Below are 13,366 nucleotides of genomic sequence, written 5' to 3'. Positions count from 1 at the left end.
ATGGCCAACAAGTCAAAAATATGTTGACATAACCCTCATTATCGCGACACAAATCTAAAAATGGTCGACAATAAGGCGGAGAGTGTATGAGCGGAGAAGCGAACCCTGTGAGGTTGGTCGAGGCGATTGGCGCAAAGATCGTGGGCGGGGAAATGTTGCCTGGCACCAAGTTGACTGAGGCATCCTTGGCGAAAGAGCTGGGCGTCAGTCGGGCGCCGCTACGCGAGGCGCTCCTGAAACTTGAAGAGCGCAAACTGATCGAGCGTGTGCCGTATTCCGGGATGCGGGTCGCAAGCATTTCCAGCACGGCCGTCGATCAGATGTTCGAAATCCGCGAAGTGCTTGAGGGGCTCGCCTGTTATCGCGCCGCGCAGGTCATCACGCCCGAGGAGGTCGCCTCGCTTACTGCCTGGGTGAACGCCAGCGAGGAACGGATCGCCGGAGTAGAAGCTGAGGGGTCCAAGGCATTGGCGGCTATCGGCGATTTCCATGACGAGATTGCGCGCATCAGCGGCAACGGTGAGCTGCGTAAGTTGCTGGGTCAAGAGATCTGGAAGTTCCTTCGCGTGAATTACCAGCTGCACAGCCGGACGCCGGAGCGATTGGAAGAGGCCACGCGGGAACACCGCCAGATCATCGACGCTCTCGGGGCCCGTGACGCCGAGCTCGCTCAGCTTCTGATGCGCCGCCATATCTCCAAAGCGCGCCGCGGTCTCATTAAGGGGGATTCGTAATGAGCGCGACTGACGCACTCGACCCGTCCATATCGGCGAAGTCCCGGCGTCGTCTCGGAAGCAACGGGCTGACGGCGCAGATCGTAATCACGATCATTGCTGTGCTTCTCATAGCCACGGCGCTTGCGCCGACACTTCTTCAGGTCTTCATGGACAAGCCTCTCTATTACCCCGAGGCGCAGTTCACGCTGAACAACTTCGTGCGGATATTCACCGATCCGGAAATACGCGCGACCGTCGGAACGACGGCCGTTTTCACTGCTATTACGGTCGCATTGTCCATGTTTTTCGGCGTCGGTGCCGCAGTCCTGCTGGCCCGCACCGACATGCCCGGAAAAGGCATTCTTGGAAGTCTTGTGCTTTGGCCGCTTTATCTTTCGCCCCAGGTGATCGGCTTCGGAGCGATAATCGCCTATGGGCCCACCGGCATCGTCACGCTGCTCGTCGAGCGGTGGACCGGAATCGACGACCCCTGGAACCTTTATACTATTACCGGAATGGCGGTGATCACTGCGATTGCCAATGCGCCGATCACCACGCTCTACTGCATCGTGTCCGCCCGCCAGCAGGATCCGAACCATGACGCCGCCGCGCGGATCACTGGGGCTGGAACGCTTCAGATCTTGAAACGGATCAGCCTTCCGCTGATGCGCCCTGCCCTGATCTTCGCTTTCATCATGAACATTGCCCATGCGGTCGAGACGCTGGCGATCCCTCTTATTATCGGCGGCCCAGTCAACATCGACCTGCTCACCACGCTGATCTACAAGCGGTCGCTTCAGGCAGGGGGAACGCCTGACTACGGCCTATCGGCAGCGATGGCCGTCATGTTGGTCGCCTTCGTCGGAGTGCTTTTCCTGATCCAAAGGCTTCTGCTGCGAAAGTCCTTCCGTTTCGTTGGCGTCGGACCGAAAGCTGGCGCACTCAGGAAATTGCCGCTCGGTCCCTGGAAGTGGGCGGCCTTTCTCGCGATGACCGCCTATGTCTTCTTTGCGATCGTCGCAATTGTCGGCGCGGTCTTCTTGCGCTCGGGCACGTTCATCATCACGCCACTCGTGCCGATCATGGACGCTTTCACCACGCAGAACTATATCGATCTCTTTGTCGTGGATGCCTACAGACGCGCGATCCTGAACACGATAGTTCTTGCGATCCTCGGGGCGGCGCTCGGCACGATCCTTATTGCCGCGATTTCGTTCGTGGCGCAGCGGTCGGATTTCGTGTTGCGGCGGTGGTTGGACGGGCTTGCCCAGATGCCGCGGGTTATCCCCGGTCTGATTGTGGGCCTCGGGGTGTTTTACGCCTCGGTCTTCGTGCCTGGGCTGTCGATCCTTCGAAACTCTATCTGGTTGCTGCTGATAGCCTATCTGATCCGTTTTCTTAGCGCGGGTTACGGTATCGTCTCGCCCGCGCTGCTCCAGGTCACGACGGATTTTGACAAGGCTGCGAAATCTGTCGGGGCAGGCTGGACTGTCACGGTGACGCGCGTCTTGCTGCCTTTGCAGAAGCACGCGCTATTGTCCTGTTTCGTGCTGCTCATGATCCTGATCGTGAAGGACTATTCGACGGCCGTCTTCCTCATGGCGCCCGGATCCGAAGTGATCGGGACCTCCATGCTCAGCCTTTGGCAACAGGGGTTCATCGGTCCCGTCGCTGCGCTTGCCGTCGTGCAGGTCCTCCTTACCACCATTCTCGTGGCCGTGGCCACGCGCCTTTTCGGAGTGAAACTCTATGGCTGATGTCATTGTTGAAAACTTGACCCGGACATTCGGGAAAACCATGGCTCTGGACGGCGTCAGCTTTCATGTCCGGTCGGGCGAATTCCTGACCCTGCTCGGACCTTCGGGCTGCGGGAAATCCACCACTCTGAATGCGCTCGCCGGGCTGGACCGGCCAACTTCGGGCGCGATCCGGATCGGCGACACGACGGTCTACGACAGCCTCTCCGGCACTTTCGTTGATGCGCAATACCGACGGCTCGGGCTGATGTTCCAGTCCTATGCTCTTTGGCCGCACATGTCCGTTTTCAAGAACCTCGATTTCGCGCTTGAGCTCAACGGTATTCGTGGCAAGGCCGCGCGTGACCGGATCCGGGAAACCCTCGAACTGGTGGACATGGCCGAGTATGCCGACCGTTTTCCAGGAGAGCTCTCGGGCGGGCAGCAGCAACGAGTAGCTCTGGCGCGGACGATGGTCTACCGCCCCAAGATCCTACTTCTGGATGAACCGCTTTCCAACCTCGATGCCAAGCTCCGTGAGAAGGCGAGGCTCTGGTTGGCTGATATCCAGCGCAAGTCCGGCATCACCACCATCTTCGTCACGCACGACCAGTCGGAGGCCCTGTCGCTGAGTGACCGCGTAATTGTCATGGAGAATGGCCGCATCTCACAAATCGGCACCCCGCGCGACGTTTACATGAACCCGGCCAATCCTTTCGTCGCGGACTTCGTGGGCGCGAGCAACATCTTTGAAGCGGAATTTGTTGCGCCGGAGTCCGGTGGCGGCCGCTACCGGCTCCCTGATGGAAACCAATTCCTTGGCCCGCTGCCCGCACAATCTGCGCCCGGCGCACAGGTCACTGTCAGTATTCGCCCGGAGTCCGTGCGCCTTACAGATACGGCTGCGTCAGGTGCCCTACCCTGCGAAATCGTCGCTCGATCCTATCTCGGGTCAACTTCGCTGCTCGTGGTGAAGATCGGGCAACTCTCGCTCCGGGTCGAAGCCCCGGCCAATACTCCTGACGAGGGGCGCTACGTCGAGTTCCCCGAAGACGCCGTCCGCGCCTTCGGATGAACGGTCCGCCACGGACCACAACCACAATCAATCACCAATAGGGAATAGGAAAATGAAGAAGATACTGATCGGCGGGCTCCTCGCCGTTACCATTGCCACGTCCGCTTTCGGGCAGGACAAGCAGAGCGCCGAGTATCAGGCGATGATCGAGGCCTCCAAACAGGAGGATGGGCTGCTGGTATATTCCAACCTGCCCACCTTCATCTGGGATGACTTCATCGCGCTCCTCGCGGAGACCTACCCATGGGTGAAGATGGAAACCACTGACATGGGTGACGAGCTTTGGGAACGCTACTACGCCGAGTCCGGCTCCAAAACTCGGACGGCTGACCTGATCTCTACAACCGCGCCGAACCGCTATGCCGAGTTCATCGACCGGGGCGAGATCGAGCCCTACGTTTCTGTCGAGAGCGACGCCTTGCCGGAGTGGAGCAATCCCGAGCCCGGCCTCTATACGGTGTCCGCGAGCCCGGCGATCATGGTCTACAACAAGATCACACTACCGACGCCGCCGGACTCGCTGCACGGCATTGCCGAGATGATCCAGGCGGACCCCGCCAAGATGAATGGCAAGGTGTCGACCTATGACGCGTCGTCCAACTCCTTTGGCACAGCGATGTTCGCCACCTGGCTTCAGAAGGACGACAACACGTGGGACGTCCTCGATATCATCGGCTCGGCGACGCGGCCTGAAAGTGGCGCCGGCGTCCAACGCGAGAAGGTTATGACTGGCGAATACGATCTGGCCTTCTTCTTCAACAGCGTGAGCCTAATTTCGCTGTCCAAGCCAGAGGTGCAGCAGCTGGTCGGGTGGAGCTACATCACGGACGGCACACCGGTTTCGCTTCAAGGTGCAGCTGTGACCAAGGCGGCGACAAGCCCGAATACTGCCAAGATCGTCCTTGATCTAATGCTTTCGAAAGAGGGTCAGATCGCGCTCGCCAAGCGTGGATTGACACCTTACCGCGAGGACGTCGAACAAGGCGATTTGCCGTTCCCCGTGCTGAAGACAGCGGCCGACAAGATCGGCGAAGAGAACCTGATCTACTACAGCTATGACCGCGACGTCGTGAACAGCTGGCCCGACGTGGTGACTCGCTGGTCCAAGGCTTTCAAGTGACATGATATTCGGCTGCGGACCTGTCTTCGGGGCCGCAGCCAAAACTACAGGCAGGGTGCAGACGATGGTCGAAGCGATGAATGACATACAGGCAGGGGCGTCGAACGACGGACTGGAAAGATGCACACCGACAGCTGTCGGTGTTTCCTCACCCGCCGTTGAGGCTTTGCTCGATGCTTTGGATGCGGCAGGCATCGAAATGCACAGCCTGATGATTGCGCGCCATGGAAAGGTTGCGGTCGAAGGATGGTGGCAACCCTACGAGCCTGAGCGGACCCACATGCTTCACTCGGTGACCAAGGCCTTCACATCCACGGCGGTTGGAATTGCCGTCGGCGAAGGGCTGGTTGATCTGGACGCGCTCGTCTCCACCTACTTCCCAGAGAGAATTGAAAAATTCGGGTCCGGCAACCTCTCCCGGATGCGTGTGAGGCATCTTTTGAGTCAGACCTCCGGACACGACAGGGGTGTGTCAGGCTCAGTCTGGCGCAGCATTCCGACCAGTTGGGTGGATGAATTTCTCAAGATCCCGGTTCCCCACGAACCGGGAGAAAGGTTCCAGTATTCCAGCGCCACGAGCTTCATGCTCTCTGCCATCATCTCGCGTGTGACGGGCATGCCGATGGCCAACTATCTGCGCGATCGCTTGTTCAAGCCCGCGGGGATGACCTCACTGCTCTGGGATGCGGGACCGGAGGGGATAAATCCCGGTGGCAACGGTGCGAGCGCCACGACATCCGACATCCTCAAGCTCGGACTTCTTTATCTGAACGACGGCATGTGGGACGGGCGAAGGCTGCTTCCGGCGGGGTGGGCCGCCCAAGCGTCTGCCCCGACCGGATCAAACCCTTACGGTTTGCACTGGTGGGTTCTGCCCGGAAAGCCTGGCTATTTCGCCTTCGGGGCGTTCGGCCAGTATATCTTCGTTTTCCCCGAGCTTGACGCCGTAATTGCCACGACCGCGGCTGTTCCTGGTTCGATCAGCCGACCGGATGTCGGCCTTCCTCCAATCATCTGGCAGCATCTCGACAGTCTCTTCGGCGTGCCGGGAGGGGCGGCCGTCGACGACCACCTCCGGGCGAGACAGAGTGGGCTGACAGTAAGTCTACTGCCAAACCAAGTGGACGAACCAGTCGATGCCGCTTCCCTCGTGGGAACATTCGCCGTCGATGCCAATGTCGATGGCGTCTCTTCTGTGTCCCTCGAAATTGATCAGGACCATTGTATTTTGACACTAATGGTTCACGGCGAGTTCCACGTCATCGAAGCAGGAGTTGCTGGACGCTACAACAAAGGCACAACTTCAATGCCCGGATTTGGTCTACATCACGGCTACGAACCTGAATTGCTGCATGTCGTCGCCACCTCTGGATGGGTCGCTCCGAACGTCTTTCGAGTCGCATGTCAGTATGTTGAAACGGCTTTTAGAGATAACTTCGATTTCGAGCTATCATCTGGAAAGGTGACGCTTATCAGGCGCGTAAATGTAAATGGTGCGTTCACCGAGAAACCAAAATTGATGCTCGTGCGTGAGATGACCTGAGACAGACCCAGTGGCCAGCCCCTGACAGTAAATGTTGAAGCCGCGCTGAATTCAGCGCGGCTTAATTCACGTAGAGATTTTGCGGTCTGATTCAGTAGCATCGCATTGTGCCAAAGGAATCAGTGGAGCAAGACGTTCCGTTGCTTCCTCTCGTTGTTCCGAAGGAATCTGTAGACCAACTATTTCCATAGTTGTCGCGGGTTGTTCCAAAGGAGTCAGTAGAGTATACGCTTCCATCACTCCCACGCGTGGTTCCGAAGGAGTCAGTATACCAAGAATTCCCGTGGTTATCGCGCGTTGTTCCGAAAGAATCTGTTGAATAAGTTCTGCCGTCGCTGCATCGCGTTGTTCCAAAGCTATCAGTCGAGCAACTGTAGCTTTGGGCTCCAGCGATGCTGGGACCCATAGCAAGGACTGATACGGAAGAAACGATAAGTAGGAATTTTGTCATTTCAATCTCTCTAATTTGAGCTCGCGTCGAAGATGCCACCACGCCTTTTTGAGATACAATTAGTGAAAGATTTACTTCCTGAAAACCTCTCGAAGGAATATTCGAGAGGTTTCATTGCCGGTGTTGCTTTGTAAGCGGACCAAAAATCGCCTGATCCACATTTACCGTCAGGGTTGGACCCAGTGGCGGTGCTTTTGAAGTCATCCACCCGAGAGAGTCGTGTAGCATGGTCTCAGCCCGGAAACTGGCGATGCTCACCTTCTAATGCCGGGCATAGCAGCACGGATCTCAGAGCTCGGCATGTCCGGCATTACTTATATACAGTCTGTGAAGCTCGTGCGTGGGGTCCGGGGTTGGACCGGTAAGCGGTCGCGGCGTTCGAATAATCTTCCGAACGAACTCTGCCGTCGTCGTTCGGCAATCGGGCTTAACCTGCTCCCCTGAAAAGTTCGCGGTTTGAGGTTAGCCTGTTCTCCGATTGCACTGCTCCCCAACCGTGGAGTTTCGGAAGCCGGATTTTCCCGGCTGTCCCCCGATGGCGGGCTGGTGACGCCATCGGGATAATGCAATGCATTCGGGACGTTTTATCCGATCGCGCTGTGGGAAAAGGCATCGCGTGACACCTACGTCAAGCCGACAGCGTCTTGCAGGTGTTGGTGAGGCACACGCTCCAGCAACCTTCCGGACGCACCGAGCTGTATTTGTAGTTGGCTACCTTGCTTCCCGCGCAGGCGTTTCAAACTGAACAAGGAAATAATTCTTAAAAAACGGAATAAATACTAACGTTCTGTGAAAAATACTCTGGACGCACGGGCGGGGCTCACTCCAAGTATCGTTTATCGAGATATTTATTTTCGAAAATCGATCATGCCGATCAGGCGCGACCGATCAGCGAGAGAGTGAGAAAATGGCAAAATCCTACGACGTAGCCGGGCTGAGAGATGTGTTCCCGTCGTCCAAGAAGATCACCTACCTTGACAGCGGCTTTCAGGCTCCGATGTGCGTGCCGGTAAAGGAGAAGCTTGAACAGTTCATCGCGTCGTCCTTCGAAGATGCCGGTCCGAAATCCGGCTGGATCGACGAGATGGAAGAGACGCGCCGCAAACTGGCGTCGTTCATCAATGCATCGCCTGAAGAGATCGCGTTCACCAAGAACACCTCCGAGGCGATGAATATCGCGGCGAACGCCCTCGGGCTGAAGGAGGGCGACGAGGTTCTAATGTTGGAGGGAGATCATCCCAACAACGCTTATGCATTCATGAATCTCGCACAGAACGGTGTATCCACTCGCTTCGTTCCGATGCCGGAGCGTGTCGATGGTGCGTATGTCGCACAGTATGTGCAGGACAACACCAAGGCGATCTCGATGTCCCTGGTCACCTTCCATGCCGGACACCTGTTCGACGTCGCGAGTGTCGGACGCCTGTGCCGCGAACGCGGGATCCACTTTGTCGTGGACGTGATGCAGGGCATCGGGGTCACTCCCGTCGATGTGAAGGCCATCGGTGCGACTTTCGTCGGGTCCGGAACGCACAAGGGGCTGCTCGTCCCGCAGGGTCTGGGTTTCCTTTACTGGAACCGGGAATTCGCCGACGCAAAACCGGCCTACATGGCCGCCATCACGGTGGAAAACCCGCCGGCCGATTTCATCGCCCGCCACGACAACATGGCGCTTGCCGCAACGGCTCGCCGTTTCGAGATCGGCAACTTCAACCTTCCGGGCGCCATGGCGCTCGGAGCGGCGCTCGACCTGATCAACGAGGTCGGCGTTCACGAGATCGAGGCGCATTGCTACGACCTTGGGGACCGCCTGATCGCGGGCCTCGACAAGCTTGGGGTCAAGCTCGTGGGGCCCCGCGACCGCAAGGCCCGCGCGCCCCACATCTACGTGGCGGCCCTGCCAGCGGACGAGTGGGTGCCGTTCCTCGAGAGAATGAATGTTCGCGTTTCGCCCGAACGGGACGGAATTCGCATTTCACTGGGAATGTTCAGCGATGCCGCTGACATCGATCGGTTCCTGAAGGTCGCCGACGAAAAACTCGCCAGCATCGCTGCGTGAGCTCTTGCGGGCTTGCCGCAGAGAAGGCGAGCCCGTGTCATCAACTCCGAACAGGGAGAGAACCATGAAGTCCAACACCAAAGCAACCTCTGCAATCGCTGCTGTCCTGATGGTTGCCGCCTCGGCGGCCAGCGCGGATAGCGTCACGCTTGATCGCATCAAGGACAACGGGTCCATCACGATCGGTCATCGTGAGGCCTCGATCCCCTTCTCCTACCTTGGGGCCAACCAGGAGCCCGTCGGCTTCTCGCTGGACCTGTGCGAGAAGATCGTTGCCAAGATCGAGGCCGATCTGGGCGAGGAAATCGACGTGAACTATGTTCCCGTCAACTCCTCCAACCGGATCCCCCTGATCCAGAACGGCACGGTCGACATCGAGTGCGGCGGCACTGCGAACAACAAGACCCGTCAGGAACAGGTCTCGTTCAGCGTCGCGACCTTCGTGAGCCAGCCGGCCTGGCTGACCATGAGCGCCAGTGGCCTGAAGGAAGCGGCCGACCTGAAAGGGCAGACCGTCGTTGCGACCCAGGGCTCCAATGCCGTTGGTTTTGCCCAGCAGATGTCGACCGACGGCCTCGACCTCAACCTCGTGCAGGCGAAGGACCATGCGGAATCGTTCCTGATGCTGACGTCTGGCCGTGCCAAGGCGTTCCTCGAAGACGATATCCTGCTCGCCGGACTTCGCGCCGCGGCGTCGGACCCCAGCACGCTGGCCTTCCTTCCCGACAGCTACGACAAGATCTACTATGGCCTGATGTTCGCGAAGGATGACGCCGAGTTCAAGGCGCTGGTGGACGGTGTGCTGTCCGACATGATGGCGTCGGGTGAGTTTACCCAGGCCTACGAGAAATGGTTCATGCAGCCGATTCCGCCGAAGAACCAGAACCTCGACTTCCCGATGAGCGAAGCCCTGAAAGAGCGCGTCGCAAATCCGAGCGACTCCGTCGAGTAACCCAAGCCTAATCCGGCCCTGCGTCGCGGGGCCGGACCTACGACAGGGAAAGCCGAATGTTTGACGTGTTATTCCAACGTGGCTTTGATGGACGGCTATATCTCGAATGGCTTCTGTCGGGTCTGGGCTGGACTCTCGCTCTTGCTTTCATCGGATGGTGGATCGCCTTCGCCATCGGGGTGCTGGTTGGGGTCGGTCGGACCAGCAAGAGCAGGGTCATTGCCGCGCTCTCGCGACTTTATGTCGAGATTTTCCGGAACATCCCGGTTCTGGTGCAGATGTTCCTCTGGTATTTCGTCCTGCCCGAGTTGCTGCCGACCGGGCTTGGAACCTGGGTCAAGCAACTGCCACCGCCATGGGGTGCGTTTTTTCCCGCATTGCTCTGCTTGGGCACCTACACGGCGGCCCGTGTCGCGGAACAGGTTCGCGCAGGCATCGAAGCCTTGCCGCAGGGACAGGAAGAGGCGGCGGCCGCCCTCGGCCTCAGCCAGTTGGATACCCGCCGCTTCGTGGTCGTTCCGCAGGCGTTGCGTTTGATCATTCCCAGCCTCACAAGCGAGGTGATGGGCATCTACAAGAACACGTCCGTGGCCCTGACGATCGGGCTTCTGGAGCTGACCGCCCAAGCCCGCCAGATTTCGGAGAATACCTTCCAGACATTTGGTGCCTTCGCTTCGGCGACGATCATCTATCTCCTGCTCGCCCTGGTGGCCTATCGCCTGATGCTCTGGATCGACGCCAAATATCACATCCCCGGAACATCCCCTTCCAAACCTGCCCGGAAGCCGTTGTTCGGACTTTTCGGAAAGCGAGGTGCAGCATGAACGGCTTGGATTTCTCGGTTGTGGCAGACGCCCTTCCCTATCTCTGGAAGGGTCTTCAGTTCTCGCTCACCCTGACGGTTGTGGCCTTCGCGGCCGGGCTTGTCCTTGGGGTCGCTCTTGCACTGGTCCAGCATCTCGAGGTGCCGGTCCTGTCCCCCTTGGCGAAAGTCTATGTCGCGATCATGCGATCCATCCCGCTGATCATGGTCCTCTTCTGGTTCTTCTTCCTGGTGCCTCTCATCATTGGGGCGATGATGAACAGCGGTCGGCCCGTGCCAATCGGGGGATTGTGGACTGCCATCATCACCTTCTCGCTGTTCGAGGCAGCCTACTATTCGGAAATCATCCGTGTCGGCCTGCGGTCCGTGAACAAGGGGCAATACGAGGCTGCCAAGGCTCTCTCCCTGTCCACGGCGACGACCTATCGCTCGATCGTGCTGCCACAGGTGTTCCGGATCACAAGCCCGATCATCCTGAACCAGACCATCATCCTCTTTCAGGACACGTCTCTGGTCTACGTGCTCTCGCTCACTGACCTGACCGGGGCGGCGTCGAAGATCGCCCAGCTGAACGGGACGCTCGTCGAAATGTATCTCTTTATCGCCTTGGTCTACCTGGTCATCTGCACCTCGGCGTCTCAACTCGTCGCGGTCCTACGAAAGCGGACCCGCATCGCAACGACCCGCTGAAGTCGGAGACAGTCATGAACCAATCAAACGCAAACACCAATGTCGTCGAGATGATCGATGTCTGTAAGCGCTATGGCACCTTCGAAGCCCTGAAGAAGGTGAACCTCTCTGTCCGCAAGGGCGAGCGCATCATCATCTGCGGCCCGTCCGGCTCCGGCAAGTCGACACTGATCCGCTGTATCAATCGGATCGAACAGCATGACGCCGGCAGCATCGTCGTTGAAGGCCAGGAACTGACTGGCGCTGAACGCGATATTGCCAAGGTGCGCCGCGAAGTCGGGATGGTGTTCCAGAGCTTCAACCTGTTCCCGCACCTGACCATCCTGGAAAACTGCACGCTCGCGCCGCGCCGCGCACGCGGCCTGAGCAAAGCAGAGGCTGAAGATCGGGCGATGCACTACCTCTCGAAGGTGCGTATCCCGGATCAGGCCAAGAAGTATCCCGGGCAACTGTCGGGTGGCCAGCAACAGAGGGTCGCCATCGCGCGCGCGCTCTGCATGGAGCCGCGTGTCATGCTGTTCGACGAGCCGACGTCCGCACTGGACCCGGAGATGGTCAAGGAAGTCCTCGATACGATGATCGGCCTCGCGGAAGAGGGTATGACAATGCTTTGCGTGACCCATGAAATGGGCTTCGCGAAGCAGGTCGCAGACCGCGTGGTCTTCATGGACGGCGGTCAGAAGATCGAGGAGGCCGATCCGCAGACCTTCTTCGGCGCCCCCGAGAATGACCGCACCAGGGCCTTCCTTCAGCAGGTTCTCCACTGATGACATCCGCTTTTGCAGATGCCGGGGCGTTTCGGCAAGAAGCCGACAGCCTTGGACCGGTCGAGGTTCCGGTGCAAGCCTACTATGGGGCTCAGACCGCGCGCGCCATCCGGAACTTCGAAATCTCCAGCACGAAGCTGTCCGATTTTCCCGATCTTCTCAAGGCACTGGGATACGTGAAGAAAGCGGCAGTAAGGGCGAACCTGGCCTTTGACCTCATCGACCCCGGGATCGCAGACGCGATCGAGCACGCTTGCGATGAGCTGATTGCGGGCCATCATGCAGCCGAGTTCCCTGTCGACGTTTTCCAGGGCGGTGCCGGAACTTCGACGAACATGAATGCGAACGAGGTGATCGCCAACATCGCGCTCGAGAAACTGGGTCTGCAAAAGGCTGACTACGAGCGGGTGCATCCCAACAACCACGTGAACCTGTCGCAATCGACGAACGACGTCTACCCGACGGCGATCCGTTTGGCGATCTTGTTGCGTTACAAGAAATTGGTGGCTGCGGTCACCCAGCTTGCAGACGCTTTTGAAGAACGGGCGAAAGCTTTCGCGCCCGTATTGAAACTGGGACGGACCCAGCTTCAGGATGCAGTGCCCATGACTTTGGGGCAGGAGTTCCACGCCTTCGCATCGACCCTGCGAGAAGACGTGTTGCGCCTGAAGGAAGCCGCGGCGCTGTTTCTCGAGGTCAATCTGGGCGGCACGGCGATCGGCACAGGTATCAATACGAGGCCCGGATACAGCCAAAGTGCGGTTCAGGAGCTTGCGCAGCTTACGGGTCTGCCGATGGTGCCCGCCGCCGATCTGGTGGAGGCCTGCTGGGACACCGGTGCTTTCGTGCAGTTCTCGGGGACGACCAAACGTCTGGCAACGAAGCTGTCCAAGATCTGCAACGACCTTCGCCTGCTGAGCAGCGGGCCACGCGGGGGACTGAACGAGATCAACCTGCCTCCCATGCAACCCGGATCGTCGATCATGCCGGGTAAGGTGAACCCGGTTATCCCAGAGGTGGTGAACCAGGTCGCATTCCAGGTGATTGGCACCGATCTCACGATCACGTTGGCGGCCGAGGCCGGTCAGTTGCAGCTCAATGTCATGGAGCCAGTGATCTGCTTCAATATCCTCAACAACTTGTCACTTTTGACGAATGCCGCGAACACGCTGAGGGTTCATTGCGTTGTCGGGATTACCGCCAATGAAGCAGATTGCGCCAGGCACCTGAACGCAGGTGCAGCGGTCGCTACCGCCTTGACACCGATCATAGGATACGATCGGGCGGCCACGCTCGCCAAGCAGGTTCTGACAACCGGACGCAGCGTCCGGGACCTTTTGGGCGAGATCCCCGATCTTTCCGAGGACTTGGCCAATCAGGTGACCGATCCGGAACGACTGACGCGCCCGATCTGACCTGGTTCGGCACCGCCGA

Annotated in this window: 11 protein-coding genes; all 11 read left to right on the top strand. The window is 58.7% G+C overall.

Going from position 1 to position 13,366, the window contains the following annotated elements; genetic code table 11:
- The first annotated feature begins 86 nt into the window (after nucleotides 1-86).
- The 11 genes from E4S58_RS08285 (at nucleotide 87) to E4S58_RS08230 (ending at nucleotide 13,347) form a co-directional block, all read left to right on the top strand.
- The gene (locus E4S58_RS08285; RefSeq protein ID WP_136635948.1) at nucleotides 87-734 is read left to right on the top strand and encodes a GntR family transcriptional regulator; all 648 of its coding nucleotides are present in this window, start codon (nucleotides 87-89) and stop codon (nucleotides 732-734) included.
- Nucleotides 734-2,473: an ABC transporter permease gene (locus E4S58_RS08280; RefSeq protein ID WP_136635947.1), complete on the top strand. Its 1,740-nt coding sequence runs from the start codon at nucleotides 734-736 to the stop codon at nucleotides 2,471-2,473. Before E4S58_RS08285 ends, E4S58_RS08280 begins: the two co-directional genes overlap by 1 nt.
- Entirely contained in the window at nucleotides 2,466-3,527 is a 1,062-nt protein-coding gene (locus E4S58_RS08275) for an ABC transporter ATP-binding protein (RefSeq protein ID WP_136635946.1), read from the top strand. The genes E4S58_RS08280 and E4S58_RS08275 overlap by 8 nt, the downstream gene beginning before the upstream one ends.
- 52 nt (nucleotides 3,528-3,579) lie before the next feature.
- On the top strand, nucleotides 3,580-4,647 hold the full coding sequence (locus E4S58_RS08270; RefSeq protein WP_136635945.1) for an ABC transporter substrate-binding protein: 1,068 nt from the start codon (nucleotides 3,580-3,582) through the stop codon (nucleotides 4,645-4,647).
- A 64-nt stretch (nucleotides 4,648-4,711) separates the two neighbouring features.
- Nucleotides 4,712-6,190 (top strand): serine hydrolase domain-containing protein, encoded by a 1,479-nt coding sequence (locus E4S58_RS08265; RefSeq protein ID WP_169052639.1) that lies wholly within the window; start codon nucleotides 4,712-4,714, stop codon nucleotides 6,188-6,190.
- A gap of 1,358 nt (nucleotides 6,191-7,548) precedes the next feature.
- Nucleotides 7,549-8,700 (top strand): aminotransferase class V-fold PLP-dependent enzyme, encoded by a 1,152-nt coding sequence (locus E4S58_RS08255; protein ID WP_136635943.1) that lies wholly within the window; start codon nucleotides 7,549-7,551, stop codon nucleotides 8,698-8,700.
- 64 nt (nucleotides 8,701-8,764) lie between these two features.
- Nucleotides 8,765-9,652: an amino acid ABC transporter substrate-binding protein gene (locus tag E4S58_RS08250; protein WP_136635942.1), complete on the top strand. Its 888-nt coding sequence runs from the start codon at nucleotides 8,765-8,767 to the stop codon at nucleotides 9,650-9,652.
- Between the two features lie 56 nt (nucleotides 9,653-9,708).
- Nucleotides 9,709-10,476 carry an amino acid ABC transporter permease gene (locus E4S58_RS08245; RefSeq protein WP_136635941.1) on the top strand — a complete coding sequence of 256 codons (768 nt, stop codon included), beginning with the start codon at nucleotides 9,709-9,711 and terminating at the stop codon, nucleotides 10,474-10,476.
- A complete protein-coding gene (locus E4S58_RS08240) occupies nucleotides 10,473-11,165 on the top strand; it encodes an amino acid ABC transporter permease (protein ID WP_136635940.1) in 693 nt (230 codons plus the stop codon). The genes E4S58_RS08245 and E4S58_RS08240 overlap by 4 nt, the downstream gene beginning before the upstream one ends.
- A 14-nt stretch (nucleotides 11,166-11,179) precedes the next feature.
- Entirely contained in the window at nucleotides 11,180-11,932 is a 753-nt protein-coding gene (locus tag E4S58_RS08235; protein WP_136635939.1) for an amino acid ABC transporter ATP-binding protein, read from the top strand.
- The gene (locus E4S58_RS08230) at nucleotides 11,932-13,347 is read left to right on the top strand and encodes an aspartate ammonia-lyase (protein WP_136635938.1); all 1,416 of its coding nucleotides are present in this window, start codon (nucleotides 11,932-11,934) and stop codon (nucleotides 13,345-13,347) included. The genes E4S58_RS08235 and E4S58_RS08230 overlap by 1 nt, the downstream gene beginning before the upstream one ends.
- The last annotated feature ends 19 nt before the right edge of the window (nucleotides 13,348-13,366 follow it).

Source organism: Pseudooceanicola onchidii, assembly GCF_004959925.1.
Taxonomy (GTDB): domain Bacteria; phylum Pseudomonadota; class Alphaproteobacteria; order Rhodobacterales; family Rhodobacteraceae; genus Pseudooceanicola; species Pseudooceanicola onchidii.
Note: the sequence above shows the minus strand (reverse complement) of the source record. Positions and strands in the feature narration are given on the sequence as shown.

Bases quoted from the DNA above. Each gene is read 5' to 3' on its own strand.
- E4S58_RS08285 (WP_136635948.1), top strand. From the start codon at position 87: ATGAGCGGAGAAGCGAACCCTGTGAGGTTGGTCGAGGCGATTGGCGCA.
- E4S58_RS08280 (WP_136635947.1), top strand. From the start codon at position 734: ATGAGCGCGACTGACGCACTCGACCCGTCCATATCGGCGAAGTCCCGG.
- E4S58_RS08275 (WP_136635946.1), top strand. From the start codon at position 2,466: ATGGCTGATGTCATTGTTGAAAACTTGACCCGGACATTCGGGAAAACC.
- E4S58_RS08270 (WP_136635945.1), top strand. From the start codon at position 3,580: ATGAAGAAGATACTGATCGGCGGGCTCCTCGCCGTTACCATTGCCACG.
- E4S58_RS08265 (WP_169052639.1), top strand. From the start codon at position 4,712: ATGGTCGAAGCGATGAATGACATACAGGCAGGGGCGTCGAACGACGGA.
- E4S58_RS08255 (WP_136635943.1), top strand. From the start codon at position 7,549: ATGGCAAAATCCTACGACGTAGCCGGGCTGAGAGATGTGTTCCCGTCG.
- E4S58_RS08250 (WP_136635942.1), top strand. From the start codon at position 8,765: ATGAAGTCCAACACCAAAGCAACCTCTGCAATCGCTGCTGTCCTGATG.
- E4S58_RS08245 (WP_136635941.1), top strand. From the start codon at position 9,709: ATGTTTGACGTGTTATTCCAACGTGGCTTTGATGGACGGCTATATCTC.
- E4S58_RS08240 (WP_136635940.1), top strand. From the start codon at position 10,473: ATGAACGGCTTGGATTTCTCGGTTGTGGCAGACGCCCTTCCCTATCTC.
- E4S58_RS08235 (WP_136635939.1), top strand. From the start codon at position 11,180: ATGAACCAATCAAACGCAAACACCAATGTCGTCGAGATGATCGATGTC.
- E4S58_RS08230 (WP_136635938.1), top strand. From the start codon at position 11,932: ATGACATCCGCTTTTGCAGATGCCGGGGCGTTTCGGCAAGAAGCCGAC.